The following is a 22,695-nucleotide window of genomic DNA, read 5'->3' on the forward strand; positions in this document are numbered from 1 at the left end:
AGCCACAAAAGGTCGGGCAATATCGGCTCCCGTTTTCCCGACGAAATCGGGAATTATTCCCGATCGCTTCGGGAGCGGTCAGGCGGCCGCGGTCGGAACCAGCGCCTCCACGGTCAATCCGCCGTCGCCGGAGACGACGTTGAGCGTGCCGCCCAGCGCCAGAATCCGCTCGCGCATGCCGACGAGGCCGAAGCCGAGCTTCTGGCCCGGCTCCATGCCACGGCCATTGTCGCTGACCCGCACCCGGGCGCAAAAGCGACCGTCCTGCGCCGTCTGCTGCGCCGGCTCGATGACGACATTGACCGAGGTCGCGCCGGCGTGGCGGAACACGTTGGTGAGCGCCTCCTGCACGATGCGATAGATCGTGAGATCGGCGGTCTCGCCGGTGACCCCCAGCGACGGCGAGATCGTGGTCTCGATGGCGACATCGGGATGCGATTCCCGCCACAGCCGCGACAGCGATTCGAGCGCCTGGCGCAGCCCGAACTCGGCGAGGCCGACCGGCCGGAGCCGTTCCAGCACGCGGCGATTGAACTGCTGCAGCGCGTTGATCTGCTCCAGCATGGCGCTGCCGTGTTTTCGCACCGCCTCCGCACTCGGGACGCGTCCATCCGCCTGCTTCGCCAGCGCGCCGGCATGCGCGCGCAGCGAGAACAGATACGGCCCGAACTCGTCGTGGAGCTCGCGCGCGATCTCCTTGCGCTCGATGTCCTGGAGCGACACCGCCCGCTCGGCGAGGCGCCGCTTGTCCTCGACCGCCTCACCGAGGGTTGCGGCAAGGTGGTTGAGCTTGGTGCAGATTGCAGCGAGCTCCGGCGCGCCGCCCGGTGCGACGCGGGCCTCGTAATGTCCGCCTTCGAGCTTCCCCATTGCCTCGGCCAGCGACTGCAGCGGGGCCAGCGCCCGGCCGACCACTTTCATCATCAGGAAAAACAGCGCCAGCGCGATCGCCGTGCCGACCTCGAGCTGGGTCACGATGCCGTCCCAGATTTCCGCGATCTCGTCATCGGGATGCGAGGTGATCAGGAGCGAGCCGGGCTTGCCACGGATCGAGACCGGCACGCTCACCGCGGTCTGCTCGGGATGGACCAGGCTGACGAACCAGGCCGGCGGCCCGCGCGTGTCGGCGTCAGTGTCAAGCCGGGGCGGCGTCTGCGCATTGCCTCCGGTGTCCCGAAGCGTGATGCTGACATGGCGCAGGCGGCTGAGATCGCGCGCGATCTGGTTCAGCCTGGCATCCGGATCTGGCGCCTCGTTGAGATCGGCAACGATCATCTCGATGAATTCGCGGGCGAGCCGGATCACGCTCTGATCCTCGGCCTGCACGCGGGGACCTGCCTCCGCGACCTGGCGGCCGATATTGACGGCGAGCCCCAGCGCCAGCAGCAGCGCCAGCAAGAGGTTGATGCGCCCGCGCAAGGATAGATTTTGCCACATTGGTGTCGCCCGTGCCTCGCGAAGCCTCGCCTGCCGCTGTCCGATGACGTTGACAGCGGCGAAGCGCCCGATATCTAATCGGAAGCGTACAGCAATCCCGGCCGGGCGCGAAACAGGCCGACGCTGTCACAAGGAAACGCCTATGCGCATTCTGATCGTCGACGATCATCCCATTGTCGCCTCCGGCTGCCGTGCCGTGCTGGCCGACGAGGGTGAGATCGAGATTCTGGAGGCCGCCGACGCCGAGGACGGTGAGTGCGTCTTCATCGTCGAACGCCCCGACCTCTGCATCATCGACATCAATTTGCCGACCGTCTCCGGCTTCGAGCTCGCGCGCCGCATCCTCGAGCGCGCGCCCGATGCCCGCATCATCATGTTCAGCATGAACGACGACCCGGCCTTTGCCGCGCGCGCGATCGAGTGCGGCGCCAAGGGCTACGTCTCCAAGACCGGCGACCCCGACGACCTCGTCGAGGCGATCCGTGCCGTCGGCGGCGGCGGCACCTACCTGCCGAGCGCGATCGCGCGCAGCATCGCCTTCGCAGGACCGACGCTGGCGCAAAGCCCGCTGTCCAAGCTGAATGCGCGCGAGATGGAGATCCTGCGGCTGCTCAGCGCCGGCAAAAGCCTGTCCGAGATCGCCTGGCTGGTGCAATCGTCCTATAAGACGGTCGCCAACACCTCGTCCATCATGCGCCAGAAGCTCGGGGTGAAGACCTCGGTCGAGCTGGTGCGGCTGGCGATCGACAGCGGTGTTGCCTGACGCAGGCAGCTGCCACAAATTCGGTCACACAAGCGTTGCAATATTGATTTGGTGAGATGCCACGGAGTGAAGGCATGACGATTCAGACTGTCTCGACCAACAAATCCTACGGCGGCGTGCAGGGCGTGTATCGCCATGCGAGCCAGGCGACCGGAACCGACATGGTGTTCTCGGTCTACGTTCCGCCCCATGCCGACGGCGCCAAGCTGCCCGTGGTCTGGTATCTGTCCGGGCTCACCTGCACCCATGCCAACGTCACCGAGAAGGGCGAATTCCGCAAAGCCTGCGCCGAGCTCGGCCTGATCTTCGTCGCGCCGGACACCTCACCGCGCGGCGCCGACGTGCCGGGCGATGCCAACAACGCCTATGATTTCGGCTTAGGGGCCGGCTTCTATGTCGACGCGACGCAAGAGCCCTTCGCGCGCAACTATCGGATGTGGAGCTATGTCACCGACGAATTGCCTAAGCTCATAGCGGGAAATTTTCCCGTCGACGCCAAGCGGCAATCGATCATGGGCCATTCGATGGGCGGCCATGGCGCGCTGACGGTGGCGCTGCGCAACCCGCACCGTTTTCGCGCCGCGAGCGCGTTTGCGCCGATCGTGGCGCCCTCGCTGGTGCCCTGGGGCACCAAGGCGCTGACCGGCTATCTCGGACCGAACAAGGACGCCTGGCGCGGCCACGACACGGTGGCGCTGATCGAGGACGGCGCGAAGTTTTCGGGCTTCCTGGTCGACGTCGGCGAGGCCGACAATTTCCTGAAAGAACAGCTCAAGCCGGAGCTGCTCGAAGCCGCCTGCACCAAGGCGGGCATCCCGCTGACGCTGCGCCGTCAGGCGGGCTATGACCACAGCTATTATTTCATCTCGACCTTCATGGGCGATCATCTGCACTGGCATGCGGAGAAGCTGAAGGGGTGATCGGCTTTCTTCTCCCCTCGCGATGAGGGGTATCTCTCCGTGCGCGCAGTATCGTAGGGTGGGCAAAGCGGAGCGTGCCCACGATTTCTCTCGAATCATTGATTGATCGTGGGCACGGCGCAAGTGCGCCTTTGCCCACCCTACGATTCCCAATTCGCTGAGAGAATATCCTACTCCCGCTTGCCGTAATTCGGCGCCAATAGCCGGTTGCGGATCAGGTAGCTCATCGTGCGGGTCCAGGCTTCATCCGTGTTGCCGCGCATGTCGGCGCTGGCGGCGGCGATCATGTTGCCGGTCTTCACGTCGCGCAAATAGATGTTGAGGTTGATGATCAGGTTCGAGACCTTCTGCACCATGCCGGTGATCTCGAGGTCAGCGCCCAATTCGCCGGCGAGCTTGAGGTCGCAGCCGCCGCAGGCCTGTAAGTTGGCGTGACGGGCGGCATCCCTGACCGGCGCGATGTCGAGCACCTGGAACCTGCCGGACTCCGTCAACTCCTTGCGCAGCTGCTCGCTGATGAGCACGAGCCGTGCCTCTTCGGGCCTGGAGCCGTAGAACTCCCCTGGCAGGCTGGTGTCGATCAGCTCGAAATCGAACACGGCAAGCTTGGGTGGATCGGCGCGCGCAAGCGAAGGCGTCAACAGCAAAGCGGCGATCATCATCAATGCTCGCATGATCGTGATTCCAGGCCTCGCGCGCGCAGGGACGAAATGCGGGGTTGCATGCCCTGCCAAATCGGTCATGCTCGAAGCAGAGACAATTCTCCACCTGCGGTCAAGCCGGGGAGATCGTTCGGAGGAAACATGATCCGATGGTTGGTCGGCCTGATTGGCTTAGGTCTTGCTGCGACGAGCGCGCTCGCGGCGGAGCCTGCCCTGATCGGCGTCGGCTATCTCGGCCTCGCCGGCACCAGATCGACGCTGTCGCTGGTCGAGCAGCCCGCGGAGAATGACGGCGTCGCCGGCGCGCGCCTCGCCATCGAGGACAACAACACCACCGGTAAATTCCTGGGCCAGCGGTTCGCGCTGGAGGAGCGCCGCATCAAGGAAGGCGAGGACGTCGTCCAGGCTGCGGCTGCCCTTGCCGAGAAGAACAGCTTCATCATCACCGACCTGCCGGCCGACGCGCTGCTGAAAGTCTCGGACGCCTTGCGCGACCGTGGCACGCTGCTGTTCAACGCAGGCGCGATCGACGAGCGGCTGCGCGAGGCCGATTGCCGTGCCAACGTGATCCACACCGCGCCGACACGGGCGATGCTGGCGGATGCGCTCGGGCAATATCTGGTCTGGAAAAAGTGGTCGCGCTGGCTGCTCGTGGTCGGCTCGCATGACGAGGACAAGCTGTTTGCCGATGCGCTCCGGCGCACCGCCGCGCGGTTCGGCGCCAAGATCGTCCAGGAAAAAACCTTCGAGGACAAAGGCGGCGCGCGCCGCACCGATAGCGGCGTGACGCTGATCCAGCGCCAGATGCCCGTGTTCACGCAAGGCGCGCCTGCTTACGACGTGCTGGTCGCCGCGGACGAGAGCGAGGTGTTCGGCGCGTATTTGCCCTACCGCACCTGGGATCCCCGCCCCGTCGCAGGCTCGGCCGGCCTCGTGCCGCGAAGCTGGGACGCGGCGCAGGACCAGTGGGGCGCGATCCAGATGCAGAACCGCTTCGTGAAGCTGAACTCGCGGCGCATGACCGCGCTCGACATGCAGGCCTGGACCGCAGCCCGCATGATCGGCGAAGCGACCTCGCGCACCAATTCCGGCGACGTCAAGAAAGTCACCGACTTCATCAAGGGCCCGGATTTTTCGGTCGCCGCCTTCAAGGGCACGCGGCTGACCCTGCGCGACTGGAATTGGCAATTGCGCCAGCCGATCCTGCTGGTCGATGGCCGCATGGTGGTGTCGGTCTCGCCGCAGGAGGGTTTCCTGCACCAGATCTCCGAGCTCGACACGCTCGGCTACGATCGTCCGGAGAGCAAATGCAAGCTGAAGTGAGAACGCAGATGTTGCGCATGTGGCGTGTGGGGCTCCTGTCCGGATTGGCGCTCGCGGCAGCGCCCGCCCATGCATTCATCGCCTATGTCTCGAACGAGAAGAGCAATACGGTGACGGTGATCGACACCGAGAGCTGGACCGTGACCAAGACCATCAAGGTCGGCCAGCGCCCGCGCGGCATCGACTTCACGCGCGACGGCAAGTTCGTGATGGTCGCCGTCGGCGACGACGACACCATCCAGGTGATCGACGCCAAGACGCAAGCCGTGGTAGACAGCCTACCCTCCGGCCCCGACCCGGAATTGTTCGCCCAGGATGCGGCCGGCAAGATCCTCTATGTCGCCAACGAGAACGACAACACGGTGACCGTGATCGACCTCGAGAAGCGCGCCCGGCTCGGCGACATCCAGGTCGGCGTCGAGCCCGAGGGCATGACCATCAGCCCCGACGGCAAGACGCTGATCAACACGTCGGAAACGACCAACATGGCGCATTTCATCGACACGGCGTCGCGCCAGATCGTCGCCAACGTGCTGGTCGATGCACGGCCGCGCTTTGCCGAGTTCAAGCACGATGCTTCCGAAGTGTGGGTCTCCTCCGAGATCGGCGGCACCGTCTCGGTGATCGACCCGAAGAAGCACGAGGTGATCGGCAAGGTCACGTTCGAAATTCCGGGCCTGCGGAAAGAGGCGATCCAGCCGGTCGGCATCGGCATGACCAAGGACGACAAGACCGCCTTCGTCGCGCTCGGCCCCGCCAATCGAATTGCCGTCGTCGACGTCGCCTCGCGCAAGGTGACGAAATATCTGCTGGTCGGTCAGCGGGTCTGGCATATGGCGTTCACGCCCGATGAAAAATACCTGCTCACCACCAACGGCGTGTCGAACGACGTCTCTGTTATCGACGTCGCCGCGCAAAAGGTGATCAAGACGATTCAAGTGGGCGAACTGCCCTGGGGCATCACGATCGCACCATGACCAGCCCCGCTCCGATTCCCGAGCCACAGGAGGCGCTGAAGCTGGAAGCGGCGGCGGTGCCGGCGCTGTCGATCGACGGCGTCAGTCATTCCTATGGGCAGCGGCGCGCGTTGATCGACGTCTCCTTCAACGTGCAGCCGGCAAGCTTCACCGCCCTGCTCGGCCTCAACGGCGCCGGAAAGAGCACGCTGTTCTCGCTGATCACGCGCCTGTTCGGTATCCAGAGCGGCCGGGTCGGCATTTTCGGCCACGACATCAGCAAAAGCCCCGGCGAAGCGCTGCGGCTACTCGGCGTCGTGTTCCAGCCGCGCACGCTCGATCTCGACCTGTCGCTGACGCAGAACCTGCTCTATCACGCCGCGCTCCACGGCATCAGCCGGAGCGAAGCCGCCGAACGCAGCACCGAGCTGCTCGGCCGCATCGGGCTCGCTGACCGCGCCGGCAGCAAGGTGCGCGATCTCTCCGGCGGACAGATGCGGCGGCTGGAAATCGCCCGGGCGCTGCTGCACCGGCCGCGGCTGCTGTTGCTGGACGAGCCGACCGTCGGCCTCGACGTCAAGGCGCGCGCCGACATCATCAGCCAGGTCCGCCAGCTCGTGACGGAGCAAGGCATCGGCGTGCTCTGGGCCACGCATCTGTTCGACGAGATCATGCCCAGTGACGACCTCGTGGTGCTGCACCAGGGCAAGGTGCTGGCGCAGGGGCCGATGAACGGCGTCGTCACCGAGGCCGGCGCGCAGGACGTCAACACCGCCTTCATGCGCCTGACCGGCGCGCAAACCATGCCGGGAGGCGGCGCATGAGCAGCATCACCACGCGTGACGCCCCGCGCGGCTTCTCGGCCCAGCAGTACCTGACCTGCCTCACCGGAATCGTCTGGCGCGAGGGGTTGCGCTTCCTGCATCAGCGCGAACGCTTCGTCTCGGCGCTGGTGCGGCCGCTGGTGTGGCTGTTCATCTTCGCCGCCGGCTTCCGTCAGGTGCTCGGCATCTCCATCATCCCGCCCTACGAGACCTACATCCTCTACGAGGTCTATATCGCGCCCGGGCTGATGGCGATGATCCAGCTCTTCAACGGCATGCAGTCCTCGCTCTCGATGGTCTACGACCGCGAGATGGGCAACATGCGCACGCTGCTGGTGAGCCCGCTGCCGCGCGGGTTCCTGCTGTTCTGCAAGCTGCTGGCGGGCACCGCGGTGTCGCTGCTCCAGGTCTATGCGTTCCTGCTGATCGCCTGGTTCTGGGACATCACCCCGCCGTCATCGGGCTATCTGACCGTGCTGCCGGCGCTGATCCTGTCCGGGCTGATGCTGGGCTCGCTCGGTATGCTGATCTCCTCCGGCATCAAGCAACTCGAGAACTTCGCCGGGGTGATGAATTTTGTCATTTTCCCGATGTTCTTCGCCTCGTCCGCGCTCTATCCGCTGTGGCGGGTGCAGGAGGGCAGCCCTTATCTGTACTATCTCTGCGAGGCCAATCCGTTCACCCATGCGGTCGAGCTGATACGCTTTGCACTCTACGGGCAAATCAACTGGGTCTCGCTGGCAGTGGTCGCGGCTTGCACAATCGTCTTCATGATCGGCGCAATTCTGGCCTATGATCCCTCGCGTGGGCTGGCGCGACGGGGGCCCGCAGGAGGCGAAGGATGAAGGTTCTGGCAATGGCTGTTGTGGCGCTAGCGCTGTCGGGCACGGCCGCGCGCGCGGCCGATCCGCGCTATCCTGACTGGCCCTGCACGCAAGCCAAGGTGCCGGAGATTTCACTTGCCGCCGTCTGGGCCGGCCCGACGCTCGACGACGTCCAGAACACATGGAAAGACGACGCCAAGGTCAGCGCGCTGGTCGCAAAACTATCGGCGCGCAAAACGCCGCTCGATGAGGCCGAAAAGTCCGTGAAGGAATTTCTGGCCGCCTCCGCCACCGACAAGACCGCGAAGGCAAAGCTCCTGTTCGCCGGCCTGTTCGACACGCTCAATGCCCAGCGCTCCCAGGTGATGGCCGGGCTCGAACGCGTCAGCCGCAAGCAGCGCGAAGCCGCCGACAAGATTCGCGAGGAGACGATCGCCCTTCATGCGCTGCAGGGCGCGACGCCGCGCGACGAGGCCAAGGTCGAAGCGCTCGGCAACGAACTGATCTGGAAGACCCGCATTTTCGAGGACCGTCACAAGGTCGTGCGATTCGTCTGCGAGGTTCCCACCACGATCGACCAGCGCCTGTTCGCACTTGGCCGCGTGATCCAGCAGGAAATGGAATAGCGCCCGCCTCGCTGGCGCCCACCACAGGTTCCCGGATCGGCCCGGTTAACCTTTGCCCTGCTATCTGCCGGAACCAAATCGATCTAGGATGGCTTGTCGAAGTGAACTCCAAGACGTCGGGAGGCCTCGATGGGAACCACAAGATTCATCTGTGCGGGCGCTGCGGCCCTCAGCATGCTCGCAACCAGCGCCCTTGCTGACGACATGACCGGAATGGTCATGCGGATCGATCGGCTCAACGGCACCATCTCGATCCAGCAGACGCAGAAGGGCACCGTCGGTGGCAGCGCCGGTGGCGCCGGCGCGCTCCAGGAGTACAAAACCAAGGACGCCGCGATGCTGGAGGCCGTTCATGCCGGCGACAGGGTGAACTATTCTGCGACCGAGAACAACGGCACGGGCACGCTGACGAAGCTGCAGAAGCAGTAGGCGCTTCGCCTCTCCCCGCTTGCGGAGGGGGAGTCTCCGCGAGTCCAACTCTCACCCTCCCTGAGGAGAGTCCCCCTCACCCCAACCCTCTCCCGGCAAGCGGGGCGAGGGAGCAGACCTGCGTTCACTCGTCTACTGCTCCGGCCGCGGCTCCGGCTGCACCTCTTCCGTCGGCAGCTTCGCACGCTCCCAGCCGTCGGTGCCGTCAGGGTACCAGGCGATGTTGGAGTAGCCATACGCCAGCGCGCGCTTGGCGGCGTTCCAGGACATCCAGCAGTCGGCGAGGCAATAGATCACCAGCAGCGCGGCCTTGTCGCCACGCGAGGCCTGTGCGAGGCCGCGCTGGAGATAATCGTCCATGGCCGGCGGCAAACTGCCGTAGCCGGTATCCGGCAGCCAGATGCTGCCCGGAATGTTCTTGCGCGGCGCATCGCGCCACACCGTGCCTGCTGGAAGGTTCTTCGGCTTCGGCGGGCGCGGCAGCACGTCGACGAACGCACCGCTCCTGGCGCGCCAGATCGCTTCGGCTTCCACCGTGTTAAGCACGCGCGCGCCGGCAAGCGTCGCCGGCACCGGTGCGCGATAATTGTCGGCGCGATAACCCTCGGGCTCGAACGGCTCCTGCTGCTGCGCGGATGCCGGCACCGCCAACGCGGCAACGACGAGCGCAGCGGCAAGACGCCGCCTCATGGCGACTTCTTGGCCGCCTCCGCGCTGAGCGGCCGATCGCTCTCGTCGAGCAGCGGTATACCGAAGTCGACCAGGATCTTGTTGATCTCGCCCTGGTTCTCCTGGATCAGCTTGTTGAGCTGTCGCTTCCAGTTCTGGTCGGCGGGACGCACGCCCATGCCGATGCGATAGACCAGCTTCGGCCCCGTGGTTTCTTTCACCAGCGGCGTGACGTGAAGCGAGCCGACCTTCTTCGCGTAGTAGCCGGCCATGGGTCCCCACAGCACCCCGGCGTCGATCTTGCCGGCGGCGAGGTCGTCGACCATCGCTTGCGCCGAATTGTCGTAGCGCGTGTCGATCATCAGCGGATAGGGCTTTGCATCGCTCATCAGGCCGGCAATGGCCATGTTGGTCGCCGGCGGCGTTCCGGCGACGATGCCGACATGCTTGCCCTTCAGCTTCGGGTCCTCGAGCGTATCGACGTCCTCGAGCCCGCTGCCGGCCTTGGCGACCAGCGCGTACGACGTGCGGTAATAGGGATTGGTGCCCTGCACGACGTCATCGCCTTGCGGAAAGCCCATGATGACGTCGCAGCGATGTGCGCCCAGCGTCATCCGCACGAAGCCAGTGGCCTGCGGGAAGAAGACGTAGTCGAGCTTCTTCTTGAGCTTGTCTGCCAACAGCTCGGCCAGCTTGTTCTCGAACCCCTCGCCCTTCTCGTTCGAGAACGGCAGATTGCGCGGATCGGCGCAGACGCGCAGCACGTTCGGGTCGACCAGCTCGAACGAGAGGTCGCCGCTGTCGCTGGTCTGTGCGATGGCGACATCGCCGAACGCACAGGACGCAACCAGGACCCCCAGTGAAAACAACCAGCGACGATGTCGTCCGGCCTCCGTCATCGCGCTTCCTCCTCGTTTTGTTTGAATGCTATCCATGCAACGCATGACGCGCCATGTTTTGCCAGACTTCGCTGGCTTTGCTTTGTTGCAGTGCAATGCAGCAACCCTTTGAACTGAGGCAGAAAAGTGTCTCGCATCGCTCGAGTGATCGCAGCCTTGTCCCTGCTGGGGATCGTAACGCTAGCACGGGCCGGGGCGGCCGAATTGCCTGTGAGCGAAGTCGCACCGGGAATCTTCGTACACTCCGGGGCCATTGCCCTGATGACCCGCGAGAACGAGGGCGACATTGCCAATGTCGGCTTCATCGTGGGCGATGATGCCGTAGCCGTCATCGACACCGGCGGCAGCCTCCGCGAAGGTGAGGCCCTGCTGGCCGCCGTGCGGGCTCGCACGGCCAAGCCGATTCGCTATGTCATCAACACCCACGGCCATCCCGACCACGTCTTCGGCAACGCGGCCTTCGCCGCCGGAGACACCAGCTTCGTCGGTCACAGCAAGCTGCCGCAGGCGCTCGCGACGCGCGGACCCTACTATCTCGACAATTTTCGCCGCATCATGGGCAGCGAATTGATCGATCCCGTGAAGATCGTTGCCCCGACCCTCTTGGTTTCGGACACGATGACGCTCGATCTCGGGTCGCGTCGCCTGACCTTGCGCGCCTGGCGGACCGGGCACAGCGACAGCGATTTGACCGTGTACGACGAGACGACGAAAACCCTGTTCGCAGGCGACCTCGTCTTTCTTCGCCACATTCCGGTCATGGACGGCAGTATCCGCGGCTGGCTCGACACGTTGAAGGAATTGGAGACCATCCCGGCGCAACGCGTCGTTCCCGGTCACGGCCCCGTGAGCGACTGGCCTGCTGCGCTGGCCGATGAGCGGCGTTACCTGTCAACGCTGTTGTCCGACGTGCGCACGCTGAACAAGAAGGGCGAGCCGATCCGAGCCGCCGCCGACAAGGCGGCTGCACAGGAGCGACCGCGCTGGGAGTTGTTCGGCGATTACAATGCCCGAAACGCAACTGCAGCATTTTCGGAAATTGAATGGGAGTAGCAGGCGCGCTACGATAGGTGCAGGAGATCAGCCTCGCTGACTCCGGGGACCATGACCATGACCCGATGGACACGCCACCTGCCCTTGATCGCCGCCCTGTTCGGCATCGCCTTCGCCGCACCAGTGCAGGCTGAAGAAGCCGACGATCCCTGGCCGGGCCTGGTGCAGGACATCTTCAACAGCCGTGCGATGAATGACGGCAGCGCCGTCATCGGCATCGAGATGCCGTATCGCGCAGAGGACGCGGCGATCGTGCCGGTGACCCTGCGCAGCAAGCTGTCACCCGCAGACAGTCGCCGTATCCGTTCGATCACGCTCGTGATCGACCGTAACCCGGCGCCGATGGCGGCGAAGTTCGAGCTCGGCTCCGATGCCAATGTCACGGAGATCTCGACGCGCGTGCGTGTCAACAATTACACCGATGTGCACGCGGTGGCCGAGCTCAGCGACGGCCAACTCTATGTCTCGAAAGTCTATGTGAAGGCCTCGGGCGGCTGCTCGGCGCCGGCAGGAAAGAACGCCGAGGAGGCGCAAAACCGGCTCGGCCAGATGCGCTACCGGCAGTTTGCGCGCGAGGAAGCGCCCGCGAGCCGCATCCGCGAAGCGCAGATCATGATCGGCCATCCCAACAATTCCGGCCTGCAGATGGACCAGGTCACGCAGCTCTACATTCCCGCCTTCTTCGTCAACCAGCTGAAGCTGACGCAGGACGACAGCCCCGTGCTGTCGATGGAAGGCGGCATCTCGATCTCGGAAGATCCCAATCTGCGCTTCACCTACGTCTCCAACGGCGCCAAGCGTTTCCGCGCGGAAGCAAAGGACACGGATGGGCACGTGTTCCGGAATGAGTGGGATGTAGAGAAGCCGGGGACGTGAGAGGCGGATCACCCTCCCCTGGAGGGGGAGGGTCGGCTCACATGGAGCGCAGCGAAATGTGAGACGGGGTGGGGCGACGGTCTCTCCACATCCGACATTGCCGAGTGGAGAGATCACCCCACCCCGCTCGCGCTGCGCGCGATCGACCCTCCCCCTCCAGGGGAGGGTAAGACATCGCCGCTATCATCAGAAACACCTCACCTCGGCTTCCGCCTGCGCGCGCCGCAAATCGTTCACTGCCGTGTTCGCCTGCTCGGAGGTGCGGAACTGGACGCCGAGGTTGCCGCGGACCTGGGACATGCTGAGCGCGGTCTCGGCAGTCATGTAGCGCTCATAGGTGACGATCGAGGCGACCACATCGATCGAGCAGGAACATTGCTCGATCGATTGCCGGCTCTCGCCATTGGCCTTCATGCAGCCATAGACATACTCCGCGCGCGCGGACGTCGGATAATCATTGGCCTCCTCGGCCCGCGCCACGCACGCGGTCGCCGCCAACACCGTCAATGCGGCGACAATCGGTCGTAGCTGTCCGGCCAGTTTCATGCGCATCCTCCCGCGGGTTGCGAGCAAAGCTATGCTATGCGTATTGTCCTGAAAAGCACTCTGTCAGAGGAAACGGCTCACAAGGTGATGAGAGCATTTGGCGTGATAAGGGCACTTGGTCGGACATTTGCGCTGGCGACGACGCTGGCGCTGACATTGGCCGCGCCCGGCCGCGCCGCGGATACGATCCGCCTTGCGGTGCAGAAAACCGGGACATTTTCCTGGGAGCTGGCCGCGATCCGCGCGAGCGGCCTCGACAAGGAGGCGGGCCTTTCGCTCAAGGTCACCGAGCTCGCGAGCACCGAGGCCGGCAAGATCGCGATGCGCGCAGGCAGCGCCGACATCATCCTGTCGGACTGGCTGTGGGTGTCGCGCGAGCGCGCGCTCGGTGCCAAGCTCACCTTCTATCCCTATTCCAGCGCGCTCGGCGCGGTGATGGTACCCGCATCCTCTCCGATCAAGACGCTCGCCGACCTGAAGGGGCGCAAGCTCGCGGTCGCCGGCGGGGCGATCGACAAGAGCTGGCTGCTGCTCCAGGCGAGCATGAAGCAGGACGGCATCGACCTGAAGTCGGAGGCGACCATCGCCTACGGCGCCCCGCCCCTGATCGCCGCCAAGGCGCTCGACGGCGAGATGGAGGCGAGCCTCAATTTCTGGAATTTCTGTGCCCAGCTCGAGGCCAAGGGATTTCGCCGCCTCGCCGGCATCGAGGACATTCTGCCGAAGCTCGGTGCCAAAGGCGCGGTCTCCGCGGTCGGCTATGTCTTCGACGAGAATTGGGCGGCGAGCCATCGCGACGCCGTGGCGCGCTTCATCACGATGACGCGCAGGGCCAAGGACCTGCTAGTGACCTCGGATGCGGCCTGGGACAAGATCGCGCCGCTCACCGGCACGTCCGACGCAGCCATGCTCAAGACCTATCGCGACCGCTATCGCGACGGTATTCCGCGCCGGAGCATCGACGACGAGGAGAAAGACGCGCGCGTGCTCTACCGCGTGCTCGCCGAGATCGGCGGCCGCGACCTCGTCGGCCCGGCGGCCGAGCTCGATCCGGGCACGTTCTATCACGCGGTCCCCGGAGATTGAGGTGCTGCGTCTTCTGTCGTTCGCCCTGTTTCTCGCGATCTGGTGGATTGCCGCGCTGTTCGTCGGCGGCGCGAAGCTGCCCTCCCCGCCGGCCGTGCTCGAGGTGATGATCGCGGAAGCCTCATCCGGCGCGCTGTTCCTGCATCTCGGCGCCACGCTGGCGCGCGTCACCCTCGCCTTCGTGCTGGCGATGTCGCTCGGCAGCGCCATCGGCTACCTGATGGGACGGGTCAGGCTTGCGGATAAGCTCGGCGATCCCTGGCTGATCCTGCTGCTCAATTTGCCGGCGCTGGTCGTGATCGTGCTGGCCTATATCTGGGCAGGCCTGACCGAGGCCGCCGCGATCGCGGCGATCGCCATCAACAAGCTGCCGACCGCGGTCGTCACCTTGCGCGAGGGCACCCGCGCGCTCGACCGCTCGCTCGACGAGATGGCGAGCGTGTTCGCGATGCCGCGCTGGCGCGCGTTCCGCCATGTCGTGCTGCCGCAGCTTGCGCCCTATATCGCGGCGGCCGCCCGCTCCGGACTGTCGCTGGTGTGGAAGATCGTGCTGGTCGCCGAGCTCTTGGGACGTCCGAACGGCGTCGGCTTCGAGATCGGCGTCGCCTTCCAGCTGTTCGACACGCCGCGGCTGCTGGCCTATTCGCTGACCTTCGCCGCGGTCGTGCTCGTGATCGAAACCTTGCTGGTGCAGCCGTTCGAAGCCCGCGCAACACGGTGGCGGCCCCGTGCGGCTTGAGGTCGAGATCACAGGCAAGACGTTCAGGAGTGCCGCGGGCGGGACGCACGAGGTGCTGGCGCCGCTCAAATTCGCGCTTTGCCCCGGCGAGGTCGGTGTGCTGATCGGCCCCTCCGGCTGCGGCAAAAGCACAATGCTGCGCATCATCCTCGGGCTCGATAGCGATTTCAGGGGCCACGTTGCGCGGCCACCGCAGGCGCGGATCGGCATGGTGTTCCAGGAGCCGCGGCTGTTGCCGTGGCGTTCGGTCGAGCAGAATGTGCGGCTGGCGGCGCCCGACGTGACCGAGGCGAAGCTGTCGGAGCTGTTCAGAATTCTGGAGCTGGAAGCGCATCGAAGCCACTTTCCCGGCGAGTTGTCGCTCGGTCTTGCCCGGCGCGTCGCGCTCGCGCGCGCTTTCGCAGTCGAGCCCGATCTGTTGGTGCTCGACGAGCCCCTCGCCTCGCTCGACGATGCGCTCGCCGGCCGCCTGCGCGACGAGATCGCGACGCTGGTGGCCAGCCGTCCGGTGATGACGCTTTTGGTGACACACAGTCTTGACGATGCAGTGCGCCTCGGCGACCGGCTGTTCTTCCTGTCGCCGCGGCCAGCGCGGATCGTGGCCGAGGTGCCTATCGGCATCCCGCGCGACAGACGCGACGAAGCCGAGATTGCGGCGATCAAGGCCGGCCTCGCCCAACGAACTCAAGGCGACCGCACTGAGCGAGATGTCTCATAGCCGGTCGCCTGGCGGACGTGCTAGGCTGGGCCGGCGGCGGAGTCGATGATGACGCGGACGGTCGCCCTCTCAACGCTGGCAACGCTTGGTCTTGCACTCGTCACGATGACGGCGGGCGCGCAGGACATGATGCGCGACGTCGACCTCACCTCCCCCGCGATGGTCTCGTCCGAAATGACCAGGCCAGAGGTCGAGGCCGTGCTGGCCAAAGCGAGCGCCGCGCAGCCTGCCGATTTCACCGGCAAACGCCTGTCGGGCCTCGATCTCTCGGGGCTGGACCTGTCCAACGCGGTCTTCCGCGCCGCGCGGCTCAACAAGACAATACTCCGAGACGCCAGGCTTGACCGTGCAATCCTCGATCAGGCGTGGCTGCTGGATGCGGATCTTACCGGCGCAAGCCTGAAGGGCGCCAATCTGTTCGCCTCGCAAATGGCCCGCGCGCGTCTCGACGGCGCGAACCTGTCAGGAGCGCGCATCGCTGCCGATCTCACCGGCGCAAGCCTGGTCGGCGCTTCGATCGCGGACGCGAATCTGGGCGCCGATATGCGCAACCAGTCGATGGGGCTGATGCGCGCGGTGCTGAGATCCGCCAATCTGGAACGGCTGAACGCGCGCAACGCCGATTTGTCGCGCGTCGACCTCGAATTCGCAGTCCTCAGGGGCGCCGATCTGAGCGGCGCATCACTGAAAAACGCCCAACTCGGCGGAGCCGATCTGACGGGCGCCATCGTCATCGACGCCGATTTCGACGGCGCCGATCTCGTCTCGGCGAAGCTGATCGCACTGAACGGCCTTGACCGCGCCAAAAATTTCGACAAGGCAAAGAACCGCGAGCGCCTGATCAGGGAATGATGGCCCGCCTTTGGGAGGACTGGCTGATGCGTTGGGTTCTAGCTTTGATCGCGTCGTTGACGCTTGCCGGCGAAGCCGCCGCGCAGGCCAAGGGCAAGGGCATAAGGCTCTGGAACCTGACGACGGAGACGATCTCCGGCTTCCAGCTCTCACCCGCCGGCAAGACCGACTGGGGCCCGAACCAGTGCTTGAACGACAAGGACAAGGAGGTCGACCACGACGAGCGGCTGCGCATCACCGGCGTCGAGCCGGGCCGCTACGACGCCAAGGTCAGCTATCCCAATGCGCGGCAATGCGTCGTTCGCGACATCGAGATCAGGGCGGACGCGGTGTTCTCGATCGCCGACAAGGATCTGAAAGACTGCAGCAAGTAGCGAGACGCCTCACGCCCTGTCGTTCGGGTGCGGATATTCGCAGCGCCACCGCACCGCCTGCCACTTCGGATGGTCGCCGACCCATTGCGCGATATAGGGGGGCGCGGCCATCGCGCATTGCCGCGGCGACCCGCCATAGTTGAACATCAGATGCTGTTCCTCGCAGGTCGCAGGCGAGAGCACCGCACACACAGTCACCACCAGGTCAATCGGGTTCATGCCGGGATCCTCTCGCAAGGCGCGGTCAAGATTAGCACGAAAGGTTACGTTCCACGGAAGCGGAAGTTTCAGATCCGGGCGAGAAATGGGGCCGGAACTGGGCTCTTCCCGTGCTTCCGGGCAAAGCAAAGCCCGGGCATGACGACGCTCTCTGCTAAAAATTAACCCCGAACACCATCCGGGCCTGGTGGCGTTCGAAATTGACGAGGTCGAGATTGCCGCCCGATCCGGCCGGGCGCCCCCAGGCCTGCATGCTCCAGCTCAAGGTCAGCCGCGAGCGTTCGGAGAGCTGGAAATAAGCGGTCGGGCCGACGAACAGGGCCTGGCCTGAAAACTCGCCGAGGCCGATGCCTTCGTATTGCCGGAAGTAGCGCAGCTCGCCGCCGAGCAGCATGTTGGGCCGCACACGCACCAGGCCGGCGAACGCCGCACCGATCGTCGAACTCTTTTCCGACTGCCCTGCCACCTCGAAGCGCGCCCATTCCGGTTGATAGATCAGGTTGAGGGCGCCGATGGCAAAGTTCGGGATGAGTTCGCGGTCGAAAGCGAGGGTGAATTCGGTGCCGTACATCCGCCCCTTCGCGCCGCTGGTCTCGTCGATGCGGTCGCCATGGAGCTCGGCGGCGATGGTGAGGCCGAACGGGGCGTGCTCGCGGTTGAGCAGGCGATAACGCAGGTCGAGCGAGGCGCCCTGGAAGTTGATCTGGCGGCGGTCGTCGATATCAGGGACACCGGTGATGTCGTGCAAGCTGGCGGCGGCGCCGACCTCGATGCGGAAGTTCGGCAGCGGCACGATCTCGATCTCGACCTCTTTCTCAAGAGCGCGATAGGTCCCGCCGCCCTTGCCGAAGCGCCCCGTCGTCTGGCTCTGGAATTCGCGCTCGCCGGGATTGCCGACATCGGTGCCGATCATGAAGCCGAAGATGTGCTCGGTATCGAAGCCCTCCTCGGCGTGCCCATGCGTCGGTGTCAGCGCGATCGCGCCTGCAATCACCATCAGAAGTCTGCGAACTCCGCCGCGCATCCCCATGCCCCGAAGGCGCGCGCCGCTTTGATGCGGCAGCAGCGCTGACCGAGCATCAGCGTAACACACTGCAGCAAGAGCGTGGTCGAGATTTTGATGGAAGATGATTGAAGCCTGCGCAGGCGTGTCATCGCGTCGATGGCAAGACGCAGAGCACAACGATGCCAGGCCTGAGATCCGACACTGCCACGGCTTCGACGGCGTTCACCGTCGAAGCCGCGGCAGGTCGTCAGTCTTACTTGCGCGCAGCGCAGGCGTACATGTTGATTTCCATGCCGACCGGCACTTCCACGATCTTCGGAGCTTTCCAAGCCATTCGGGGTCTCCCCAAGGTATTGAGCGCGACATCGCGCGGCGCAAAACCTAGGGCTGCGTTAGGTGCAGTTCAAGCCTCGATTCGCCTGTCGAGCGCGTCCGTGTCGATTCTTCGCGGCTGCATTTCTCTCTCGGACAAAGCCAGTTCCCTCTTGGTCAAACACGACCTGCGGGACACCGTCTTGTGCGACGCACCGCACGTCGAATCGACACGAATGGCACCGTCGCCGTCAGCAGCCCTTGTCGGCCATTGCGGCGTCCGGCTTGGCACCTTCGGCGCGCTGAGCCGCCGTCGGCTGGCTCTGCATCTGCCGCTGCGCATCTTCGGATGAAGCCGGCGTTTCACCACTTGCACGATTCATCGTGCTGGTCGGCGGATGCTGGCTGGTGTCGCCCGCTGAACTGGACGAGTGCGACTGCGCTGCGCCTACCGTCACGGGACCAGAACCGGCATCCTTGTCAGTGCTGGCGCTCTTGTCAGTGCTGGCGCTGCCCGTGTTGCACGGGCCGGCGACGGCGACGCCGGCGCTCAACGCCAGGATCGCGCAGGCAGCAAGAATGGAACGTTTCGTGTTCATCTGCATCTCCTCTTCTCCCGCCGCGCTGCCCCGGCGCCGAGCAGGACTCGCGAAGAGAACAGGCCGAACAGCCTGATGTTCCGAGTGTCGGAGCGGAAATGCCCGCAAACGCCCCCTCGTCTGTTCCGATTCACCGTTCACCGCAACAATCGCAGCAGCGACCGGCCAGCGCGCGAATTCAGCTCCTTCGCATCCAGCGTTCCGTCCTTGTCGGGATTGGCCGCGTTGAAGCGCTGCTCGACCACGGCGAGATATTCGTCGAGCGTCAGGGTCCCATCGCGATCGGGATCGGCCGCGGCAAGCTCTTTCGCCGTCAACCGCCCGCGCAATTCGCGCGCGTCGAGCGTGCCGTCACGATCGGGATCGAGCTTTGCGAACGTTGCGGCGGCCGCCTTCTTCACCTCGGCAAGATCGAGCGTGCCGTCATTGTCGGTGTCGAACAACTTGACTGCGCTGCCGGAGGCCGACCACGCCGGACCGGACAACAATGCAATGGTGAGTGCAAGCGCAACTGAGCGACGCGAAATCATCAAGACCTCCCAGATGAAGAGCCCCGGTTCGGGCGGGACACAACGAAATAAATCCACAAGCGGTCCCAGGTTCAAGTCCGTAACTGCAACTTGCGCGCGCGACAACCCCGGGGAACCCGGCTTGCGCCCCCGAACGACCGACGCCCGGAGCTGCGTCGCGTCGCGGGATTTTTCAGCGTCTCCGCACAAGTGGGACTCGGTTGCCGTCAGGTTTCCGTAAGGTGACCGGCGCCTGTTCAACGATATCGACACGACACTTATGACTTTCGTATTGACGCGTTTTGGTTTCCGACGGAGTGTTGCTCCCGCAGCGTCAAAAGGCGCGCATATTGGGAGGAACGGATGAAACGCTTTGCGATGGCCGCGAGCCTCGTCATGCTTGCATCGACTTGTGCAAGCGCACAGACCACCGAGCAACTGGTCAAGGGCGCGACCGATACATCGAACGTTCTCAATTACGGGATGGGCTACAATCTGCAGCGCTTCTCGACGCTGAACCAGATCAACAAGGACAGCGTCAAGAACCTCGTCCCGGTCTGGAATTACTCGTTCAACGACGATCGCAGCGAGGAATCGCAGCCGCTGGTGTACCAGGGCGTGATCTACGTGACCTCGCACAACGCGACCATGGCGGTCGACGCCAAGACCGGCAAGCAGATCTGGAAGACCAAGGTCGAATATCCCGCCGAGACGCCGCGCATCGTCTGTTGCGGCATCATCAATCGCGGTGCGGCGCTCTATGGCGGCAAGGTGTTTCGCACCACGCTCGACGCCAACGTGATCGCGCTCGACGCCAAGAACGGCAAGGAGCTGTGGCGGCAGAAGGCGGCCGACATCAAGGAAGGCTACTCCATGACGGTGGCCCCGCTTGTCGCCGACGGCGTCGTCATCACCGGCATCTCCGGCGCCGAATTCGGCACCAGGGGATTCATCGACGGCTGGGATCCTGCGACGGGCAAGCATCTGTGGCGCACCCATTCGATCCCCTCACCGGAAGAGCCCGGCGGCGATACCTGGAAGGGCGATACCTGGAAGCTCGGCGGCGGCTCGACCTGGATCACGGGGTCTTATGATCCCGAGTTGAACACGATCTATTGGGGCATCGGCAATCCCGGACCGTTCAACTCGGCGGTGCGTCCCGGCGATAATCTCTACACCTGCTCGGTGCTGGCGATGGATCCCAAGACCGGCAAGATCAAGTGGCACTACCAGTTCTCGCCGAACAATCCGTTCGACTATGACAGCGTGGCCGAGATGGTCCTCGCCGACATGAATGTCGAGGGCAAGCCGACCAAGGTGCTGATGGACGCCAACCGTAACGGCTTCTTCTACGTGCTCGACCGCACCAACGGCAAGCTGCTCGCGGCCAACCCTTACGTGAAGGTCAACTGGGCAACCGGCATCGACATGAAGACGGGACGTCCGATCGAGACCGACGTGTCGAAGGACGCGCGCGAGGGCAAGAAGGTCACGGTCTATCCGTCGATCCTTGGCGGCAAGAACTGGGAGCCGATGTCCTTCAACCCGCAGACCGGCCTTGCCTATGCCAACACGCTCGCCTTCGGCGGCAGGTACAAGACTGAGCCCGTCACCTTCAAGCAGGGTGAATGGTATCTCGGGATGGACCTGACCGACCTCTGGGAGTACGGCGACGGGCCGCGCGGTCATCTCAAGGCGATCGATCCCATGACCGGCAAGTCGAAATGGGAAGCACCGAGCGACATTCCACGCTTCTCGGGCGTGCTGTCGACCGCGGGCGGCGTCGTGTTCTCGGGTGCCCTGACCGGCGAGTTCGAGGCCTTCGATGCCGACACCGGCAAGAAGCTCTGGCAGTTCCAGACCGGGTCCGGCATCGAGGGCCAGCCGGTGACCTGGCAGCAGGATGGCGTGCAGTATGTCGCGGTGACCAGCGGCTATGGCGGCGTCTACTCGCTGTTCTCGGGCGACGAGCGGCTTGCCAACGTGCCGCCCGGCGGCTCGCTGTGGGTCTTTGCGGTCAAGCAGTAATCCACGGCATGATGCTGAGAAAACCATCTCACAAGACGGCGGCGGTCCTCGCCGCCGTCGCGGGGCTGACGGTCGCGCTTGCGGCGACCGTTCGCGCCGCGGACGACGCAACCGGCAATCCCATGCAGGCACAGATCGACCACGGCAAGTCGACCTATGCTTCGAAATGCTCGCACTGCCACGGCCCCAATCTGATGAACTCCGGCACGATCACGCCGGACCTGCGTGCCATCCCCGACGACAAGACGCGCTTCGTCACCACAGTGAAGAACGGCAAGAACAACAAGATGCCGCCGTGGGGCGATATCCTCAACGACGAGGAGATCGGCTCCCTCTGGGCCTTCATCTCCAGCCGGAGGAAGCCATGAGGGGCCGGCGTGCTGCATGGAGCATTGCGGCCCTTCTTTCGACGATGGGGTCGGTCGCCCTTGCGGCCGACGATCCCCTGAAGATCTGTCTCGACGAGGACCGGCCGCCGTTCTCGATGCACCACCGCGGCAAGCCGGATGCCGGCTTCGACGTGCTGCTGGCGCAGGCAATGGCGGAGCGGCTCGGACGGAAGCTGACGATCCAGTGGTTCGAGAGCAAGTTGGACGAGGATTCGAGTCCACAGCTCGAGGCCAATGCGCTGCTCTCGGATGGCCGCTGCTCGCTCGTCGGCGGCTACGCGCTGACGAAGGATTCGCTCGTCGCCCCCGGGATGAAGACGGCGCGCTTGCCTGACTTCGCCGGGGCCACGCGCGACGATCGGCGGCGCCGCGTCGCACTCGGCGTGCTCGCGCCGAGCCAGCCTTACGTCTATTCGCCGATGACGGTCGTGCTCGGGCCGAAGGCAAGCGGCCGCAAGATCGGCGACATCGGCGATCTCGCCGGCCTTCGTCTCGTCATCGAAAGCGGCTCGCTCGGCGATGCCATCCTGATGACCTTCGACAAGGGGCGGCTGATCGACAACATCACCCATCTCGTCCCCGGCCGCGACGATCTGCTGGGCGCACTCCGGCGCGGCGACCATGACGCGACGCTGATCGACCTCGGCCGCTTCGACGCCCATCGCGCCGCGCATCCGGACACGGCGATCACGGCGTCCGGATATTATTATCCGATCGGCGCCAATCGCGGCTATGTCGGACTGGCCAGCGATGACGCGCTGATCGACGCCGTCAACAAGGCGCTGACGGGGCTCGCGGCCGAAGGCAAGATCGCAGAGTTAGGCATGCAGGCCGGGCTCACCTACCTGCCACCGCGCGAGCCTGCGATCCTGGGCGACGTGTGGATGAAGATCATTCAGCGGTAGAGCTGGTCGCGGCGAGCGGCAGCACCTCCGCGCGCTCCGCTGTCATACCCGCGAAGCCGGGCATCCAGTACGCCGCGGCCCAACGGGTCAATCACAACCGTCACGGAGTACTGGATCGCCCCCCAGTGCGCAATTGCGCACAAGGCGGGCGA

At 64.8% G+C, this 22,695-nt stretch carries 28 protein-coding genes; 18 read left to right on the forward strand and 10 right to left on the reverse strand.

Annotation, left to right across the window (positions count from 1 at the left end; all coding sequences use genetic code 11):
- Positions 1-78: 78 nt before the first annotated feature.
- Complete coding sequence (locus tag BM190_RS33250) at positions 79-1,437, reverse strand: histidine kinase (protein ID WP_177237446.1); 1,359 nt, start codon at positions 1,435-1,437, stop codon at positions 79-81.
- Positions 1,438-1,579: 142 nt separating this feature from the next.
- On the opposite strand from BM190_RS33250, the gene BM190_RS33255 reads away from it, so the two are divergent.
- Together BM190_RS33255 and fghA are read left to right on the forward strand one after the other, a co-directional pair.
- Entirely contained in the window at positions 1,580-2,200 is a 621-nt protein-coding gene (locus tag BM190_RS33255) for a response regulator (RefSeq protein WP_092261805.1), read from the forward strand.
- Positions 2,201-2,274: 74 nt separating this feature from the next.
- The gene (fghA, locus tag BM190_RS33260; protein WP_092261806.1) at positions 2,275-3,120 is read left to right on the forward strand and encodes an S-formylglutathione hydrolase; all 846 of its coding nucleotides are present in this window, start codon (positions 2,275-2,277) and stop codon (positions 3,118-3,120) included.
- A gap of 170 nt (positions 3,121-3,290) precedes the next feature.
- Here fghA and BM190_RS33265 read toward each other — a convergent pair whose 3' ends face one another.
- The gene (locus tag BM190_RS33265; RefSeq protein WP_091966648.1) at positions 3,291-3,863 is read right to left on the reverse strand and encodes a DUF3280 domain-containing protein; all 573 of its coding nucleotides are present in this window, start codon (positions 3,861-3,863) and stop codon (positions 3,291-3,293) included.
- Between the two features lie 60 nt (positions 3,864-3,923).
- Here BM190_RS33265 and BM190_RS33270 point away from each other — a divergent pair, with 60 nt between their 5' ends.
- The 6 genes from BM190_RS33270 (at position 3,924) to BM190_RS33295 (ending at position 8,764) form a co-directional block, all read left to right on the forward strand.
- The gene (locus tag BM190_RS33270) at positions 3,924-5,105 is read left to right on the forward strand and encodes a lanthanide ABC transporter ABC transporter substrate-binding protein PedA1 (protein WP_092261807.1); all 1,182 of its coding nucleotides are present in this window, start codon (positions 3,924-3,926) and stop codon (positions 5,103-5,105) included.
- Positions 5,106-5,113: 8 nt separating this feature from the next.
- Positions 5,114-6,082, forward strand: coding sequence for a YVTN family beta-propeller repeat protein (locus tag BM190_RS33275; RefSeq protein WP_177237447.1), 969 nt, complete (start codon positions 5,114-5,116; stop codon positions 6,080-6,082).
- The gene (locus BM190_RS33280; protein WP_092261808.1) at positions 6,079-6,885 is read left to right on the forward strand and encodes a lanthanide ABC transporter ATP-binding protein PedB/LutE; all 807 of its coding nucleotides are present in this window, start codon (positions 6,079-6,081) and stop codon (positions 6,883-6,885) included. The genes BM190_RS33275 and BM190_RS33280 overlap by 4 nt, the downstream gene beginning before the upstream one ends.
- Positions 6,882-7,730: a lanthanide ABC transporter permease protein PedC gene (locus BM190_RS33285; RefSeq protein ID WP_092261809.1), complete on the forward strand. Its 849-nt coding sequence runs from the start codon at positions 6,882-6,884 to the stop codon at positions 7,728-7,730. The genes BM190_RS33280 and BM190_RS33285 overlap by 4 nt, the downstream gene beginning before the upstream one ends.
- Positions 7,727-8,335: a hypothetical protein gene (locus BM190_RS33290; RefSeq protein WP_092261810.1), complete on the forward strand. Its 609-nt coding sequence runs from the start codon at positions 7,727-7,729 to the stop codon at positions 8,333-8,335. The genes BM190_RS33285 and BM190_RS33290 overlap by 4 nt, the downstream gene beginning before the upstream one ends.
- Positions 8,336-8,464: 129 nt before the next feature.
- Positions 8,465-8,764, forward strand: coding sequence for a copper-binding protein (locus tag BM190_RS33295; RefSeq protein WP_018320714.1), 300 nt, complete (start codon positions 8,465-8,467; stop codon positions 8,762-8,764).
- 132 nt (positions 8,765-8,896) lie between these two features.
- On the opposite strand, the gene BM190_RS33300 is transcribed toward BM190_RS33295, so the two are convergent.
- Both BM190_RS33300 and BM190_RS33305 read right to left on the reverse strand, forming a co-directional pair.
- Complete coding sequence (locus BM190_RS33300; RefSeq protein WP_092261811.1) at positions 8,897-9,454, reverse strand: PQQ-dependent catabolism-associated CXXCW motif protein; 558 nt, start codon at positions 9,452-9,454, stop codon at positions 8,897-8,899.
- Entirely contained in the window at positions 9,451-10,332 is an 882-nt protein-coding gene (locus BM190_RS33305; RefSeq protein ID WP_177237448.1) for a substrate-binding domain-containing protein, read from the reverse strand. Before BM190_RS33305 ends, BM190_RS33300 begins: the two co-directional genes overlap by 4 nt.
- Before the next feature lie 126 nt (positions 10,333-10,458).
- On the opposite strand from BM190_RS33305, the gene BM190_RS33310 reads away from it, so the two are divergent.
- Both BM190_RS33310 and BM190_RS33315 read left to right on the forward strand, forming a co-directional pair.
- Complete coding sequence (locus tag BM190_RS33310; RefSeq protein WP_092261813.1) at positions 10,459-11,385, forward strand: quinoprotein relay system zinc metallohydrolase 2; 927 nt, start codon at positions 10,459-10,461, stop codon at positions 11,383-11,385.
- 57 nt (positions 11,386-11,442) lie between these two features.
- Entirely contained in the window at positions 11,443-12,261 is an 819-nt protein-coding gene (locus BM190_RS33315; RefSeq protein WP_177237449.1) for a quinoprotein dehydrogenase-associated SoxYZ-like carrier, read from the forward strand.
- 186 nt (positions 12,262-12,447) lie between these two features.
- On the opposite strand, the gene BM190_RS33320 is transcribed toward BM190_RS33315, so the two are convergent.
- Positions 12,448-12,807, reverse strand: a complete 360-nt coding sequence (locus BM190_RS33320) for a hypothetical protein (RefSeq protein ID WP_092261859.1) — start codon at positions 12,805-12,807, stop codon at positions 12,448-12,450.
- 87 nt (positions 12,808-12,894) lie between these two features.
- On the opposite strand from BM190_RS33320, the gene BM190_RS33325 reads away from it, so the two are divergent.
- The 5 genes from BM190_RS33325 to BM190_RS33345 are packed head-to-tail and all read left to right on the forward strand — an operon-like array spanning position 12,895 to position 16,576.
- Positions 12,895-13,893 carry an ABC transporter substrate-binding protein gene (locus BM190_RS33325; RefSeq protein ID WP_177237450.1) on the forward strand — a complete coding sequence of 333 codons (999 nt, stop codon included), beginning with the start codon at positions 12,895-12,897 and terminating at the stop codon, positions 13,891-13,893.
- A gap of 1 nt (position 13,894) precedes the next feature.
- Positions 13,895-14,632: an ABC transporter permease gene (locus BM190_RS33330; RefSeq protein WP_018320721.1), complete on the forward strand. Its 738-nt coding sequence runs from the start codon at positions 13,895-13,897 to the stop codon at positions 14,630-14,632.
- A complete protein-coding gene (locus BM190_RS33335; RefSeq protein ID WP_092261816.1) occupies positions 14,622-15,350 on the forward strand; it encodes an ABC transporter ATP-binding protein in 729 nt (242 codons plus the stop codon). The genes BM190_RS33330 and BM190_RS33335 overlap by 11 nt, the downstream gene beginning before the upstream one ends.
- A 48-nt stretch (positions 15,351-15,398) precedes the next feature.
- The gene (locus BM190_RS33340) at positions 15,399-16,202 is read left to right on the forward strand and encodes a pentapeptide repeat-containing protein (RefSeq protein WP_177237451.1); all 804 of its coding nucleotides are present in this window, start codon (positions 15,399-15,401) and stop codon (positions 16,200-16,202) included.
- 26 nt (positions 16,203-16,228) lie between these two features.
- Entirely contained in the window at positions 16,229-16,576 is a 348-nt protein-coding gene (locus BM190_RS33345) for a hypothetical protein (protein ID WP_026202409.1), read from the forward strand.
- A 9-nt stretch (positions 16,577-16,585) separates the two neighbouring features.
- Here the strand turns inward: BM190_RS33345 and BM190_RS33350 are convergent, their stop codons facing one another.
- The 5 genes from BM190_RS33350 to lanM all read right to left on the reverse strand — a co-directional run bounded on the left by BM190_RS33350 (position 16,586) and on the right by lanM (position 19,242).
- On the reverse strand, positions 16,586-16,795 hold the full coding sequence (locus BM190_RS33350) for a hypothetical protein (protein ID WP_092261818.1): 210 nt from the start codon (positions 16,793-16,795) through the stop codon (positions 16,586-16,588).
- 154 nt (positions 16,796-16,949) lie between these two features.
- Positions 16,950-17,792 (reverse strand): DUF6662 family protein, encoded by an 843-nt coding sequence (locus BM190_RS33355; RefSeq protein WP_244550802.1) that lies wholly within the window; start codon positions 17,790-17,792, stop codon positions 16,950-16,952.
- 262 nt (positions 17,793-18,054) lie between these two features.
- Entirely contained in the window at positions 18,055-18,135 is an 81-nt protein-coding gene (pqqA, locus tag BM190_RS33360; RefSeq protein WP_012029362.1) for a pyrroloquinoline quinone precursor peptide PqqA, read from the reverse strand.
- 229 nt (positions 18,136-18,364) lie between these two features.
- Positions 18,365-18,712 carry a hypothetical protein gene (locus BM190_RS33365; protein ID WP_244550803.1) on the reverse strand — a complete coding sequence of 116 codons (348 nt, stop codon included), beginning with the start codon at positions 18,710-18,712 and terminating at the stop codon, positions 18,365-18,367.
- A 137-nt stretch (positions 18,713-18,849) separates the two neighbouring features.
- A complete protein-coding gene (lanM, locus tag BM190_RS33370; protein WP_018320726.1) occupies positions 18,850-19,242 on the reverse strand; it encodes a lanmodulin LanM in 393 nt (130 codons plus the stop codon).
- 342 nt (positions 19,243-19,584) lie between these two features.
- Here lanM and BM190_RS33375 point away from each other — a divergent pair, with 342 nt between their 5' ends.
- The 3 genes from BM190_RS33375 to BM190_RS33385 are packed head-to-tail and all read left to right on the forward strand — an operon-like array spanning position 19,585 to position 22,543.
- Complete coding sequence (locus tag BM190_RS33375; protein WP_092261821.1) at positions 19,585-21,249, forward strand: methanol/ethanol family PQQ-dependent dehydrogenase; 1,665 nt, start codon at positions 19,585-19,587, stop codon at positions 21,247-21,249.
- 11 nt (positions 21,250-21,260) lie between these two features.
- The gene (locus BM190_RS33380; RefSeq protein ID WP_091966698.1) at positions 21,261-21,617 is read left to right on the forward strand and encodes a c-type cytochrome; all 357 of its coding nucleotides are present in this window, start codon (positions 21,261-21,263) and stop codon (positions 21,615-21,617) included.
- Entirely contained in the window at positions 21,614-22,543 is a 930-nt protein-coding gene (locus BM190_RS33385; RefSeq protein WP_092261822.1) for a type 2 periplasmic-binding domain-containing protein, read from the forward strand. The genes BM190_RS33380 and BM190_RS33385 overlap by 4 nt, the downstream gene beginning before the upstream one ends.
- Positions 22,544-22,695 lie beyond the last annotated feature (152 nt).

The organism is Bradyrhizobium sp. Rc3b (assembly GCF_900114915.1).
In the GTDB taxonomy this organism is placed as follows: domain Bacteria; phylum Pseudomonadota; class Alphaproteobacteria; order Rhizobiales; family Xanthobacteraceae; genus Bradyrhizobium.

Bases quoted from the DNA above. Each gene is read 5' to 3' on its own strand.
- BM190_RS33250 (WP_177237446.1), bottom strand. From the start codon at position 1,437: ATGTGGCAAAATCTATCCTTGCGCGGGCGCATCAACCTCTTGCTGGCG.
- BM190_RS33255 (WP_092261805.1), top strand. From the start codon at position 1,580: ATGCGCATTCTGATCGTCGACGATCATCCCATTGTCGCCTCCGGCTGC.
- fghA (WP_092261806.1), top strand. From the start codon at position 2,275: ATGACGATTCAGACTGTCTCGACCAACAAATCCTACGGCGGCGTGCAG.
- BM190_RS33265 (WP_091966648.1), bottom strand. From the start codon at position 3,863: ATGACCGATTTGGCAGGGCATGCAACCCCGCATTTCGTCCCTGCGCGC.
- BM190_RS33270 (WP_092261807.1), top strand. From the start codon at position 3,924: ATGATCCGATGGTTGGTCGGCCTGATTGGCTTAGGTCTTGCTGCGACG.
- BM190_RS33275 (WP_177237447.1), top strand. From the start codon at position 5,114: ATGTTGCGCATGTGGCGTGTGGGGCTCCTGTCCGGATTGGCGCTCGCG.
- BM190_RS33280 (WP_092261808.1), top strand. From the start codon at position 6,079: ATGACCAGCCCCGCTCCGATTCCCGAGCCACAGGAGGCGCTGAAGCTG.
- BM190_RS33285 (WP_092261809.1), top strand. From the start codon at position 6,882: ATGAGCAGCATCACCACGCGTGACGCCCCGCGCGGCTTCTCGGCCCAG.
- BM190_RS33290 (WP_092261810.1), top strand. From the start codon at position 7,727: ATGAAGGTTCTGGCAATGGCTGTTGTGGCGCTAGCGCTGTCGGGCACG.
- BM190_RS33295 (WP_018320714.1), top strand. From the start codon at position 8,465: ATGGGAACCACAAGATTCATCTGTGCGGGCGCTGCGGCCCTCAGCATG.
- BM190_RS33300 (WP_092261811.1), bottom strand. From the start codon at position 9,454: ATGAGGCGGCGTCTTGCCGCTGCGCTCGTCGTTGCCGCGTTGGCGGTG.
- BM190_RS33305 (WP_177237448.1), bottom strand. From the start codon at position 10,332: ATGACGGAGGCCGGACGACATCGTCGCTGGTTGTTTTCACTGGGGGTC.
- BM190_RS33315 (WP_177237449.1), top strand. From the start codon at position 11,443: ATGACCCGATGGACACGCCACCTGCCCTTGATCGCCGCCCTGTTCGGC.
- BM190_RS33320 (WP_092261859.1), bottom strand. From the start codon at position 12,807: ATGAAACTGGCCGGACAGCTACGACCGATTGTCGCCGCATTGACGGTG.
- BM190_RS33325 (WP_177237450.1), top strand. From the start codon at position 12,895: ATGAGAGCATTTGGCGTGATAAGGGCACTTGGTCGGACATTTGCGCTG.
- BM190_RS33340 (WP_177237451.1), top strand. From the start codon at position 15,399: ATGACGCGGACGGTCGCCCTCTCAACGCTGGCAACGCTTGGTCTTGCA.
- BM190_RS33345 (WP_026202409.1), top strand. From the start codon at position 16,229: ATGCGTTGGGTTCTAGCTTTGATCGCGTCGTTGACGCTTGCCGGCGAA.
- BM190_RS33350 (WP_092261818.1), bottom strand. From the start codon at position 16,795: ATGAACCCGATTGACCTGGTGGTGACTGTGTGTGCGGTGCTCTCGCCT.
- BM190_RS33355 (WP_244550802.1), bottom strand. From the start codon at position 17,792: ATGGTGATTGCAGGCGCGATCGCGCTGACACCGACGCATGGGCACGCC.
- pqqA (WP_012029362.1), bottom strand. From the start codon at position 18,135: ATGGCTTGGAAAGCTCCGAAGATCGTGGAAGTGCCGGTCGGCATGGAA.
- BM190_RS33365 (WP_244550803.1), bottom strand. From the start codon at position 18,712: ATGAACACGAAACGTTCCATTCTTGCTGCCTGCGCGATCCTGGCGTTG.
- lanM (WP_018320726.1), bottom strand. From the start codon at position 19,242: ATGATTTCGCGTCGCTCAGTTGCGCTTGCACTCACCATTGCATTGTTG.
- BM190_RS33375 (WP_092261821.1), top strand. From the start codon at position 19,585: ATGAAACGCTTTGCGATGGCCGCGAGCCTCGTCATGCTTGCATCGACT.
- BM190_RS33380 (WP_091966698.1), top strand. From the start codon at position 21,261: ATGCTGAGAAAACCATCTCACAAGACGGCGGCGGTCCTCGCCGCCGTC.
- BM190_RS33385 (WP_092261822.1), top strand. From the start codon at position 21,614: ATGAGGGGCCGGCGTGCTGCATGGAGCATTGCGGCCCTTCTTTCGACG.